The following is an 807-nucleotide window of genomic DNA, read 5'->3' as shown; positions in this document are numbered from 1 at the left end:
TGTATTGACCCGGAGCGTTGTTCACGCGGCTGATCGGTGGCTTGCCGCCGAGTGCGGTGTGGCAGCGGTGGTGGTTGTAGGTGTGCAGGAAGTCTGCCAGGGCTGCTGTTCGTTCGTTGTTGCTGGTGTAGGGCCGCAGGTAGGCCCATTCGTCGAGCAGGGTCCGGTTGAAGCGTTCGACCTTGCCGTTGGTCTGCGGCCGGTAGGGGCGGGTCAGCTTGCCGGTCGCGTCGAGGTCGGCGAGGGCCTGCTGCCAGGCGAAGCTCTTGCGGTAGGGCCAGGCGTTGTCGGTCAGGACACGTTCGATGCGGCTGATGCCGTGGGCGGTGAAGAAGGCCGCGGCCCGGCGGAGGAAGTGGGCGCAGGTGGCGGCCTTCTCATCGTTGTGGATCTCGCTGTAGGCGAGGCGGGTGTGGTCGTCGATGGCGGAGTGGATGTAGTCGAAGCCCATGCCGCTGCGGGTGAGGCGACCGGCCTGACGGCCCAAGACCTTGTGGCCGCCGCCGTCGGGGATACGGCCGAGTTTCTTGACGTCCACGTGGACGAGTTCGCCGGGACGGTCGCGTTCGTAGCGGCGGATGATCTGCCCGGTGGGCCGGTCCAGGAAGGCCAGGCGGTTGAGGCCGTGCCGGGTCAGGATCCGGTGGGTGGTCGAGGCGGGCAGGCCCAGGATCGGTCCCAGCCGTGCGGGGCCGAGTTTGCGGTCCTGGCGCAGGCGGCACACCCGGGCCTCGGTCGTGGCCGGGGTGCGGTGCGGTGTGGTGCGGGGCCGGCTGGAGCGGTCGTGCAGCCCTTGCTCGCCTTCGG

Annotated in this window: 1 protein-coding gene; it reads right to left on the bottom strand. The window is 69.4% G+C overall.

Features of this window, described 5'->3' with window-relative positions:
- The coding region (locus ACPXCS_RS39595; RefSeq protein ID WP_425952359.1) for an IS481 family transposase at positions 1–807 on the bottom strand (807 nt) is incomplete at both ends.

Origin of the sequence: Streptomyces sp. DT190 (genome assembly GCF_049846985.1) — a bacterium.
Taxonomy (GTDB): domain Bacteria; phylum Actinomycetota; class Actinomycetes; order Streptomycetales; family Streptomycetaceae; genus Streptomyces.
This window is presented reverse-complemented; position numbering and strand designations above follow the sequence as displayed.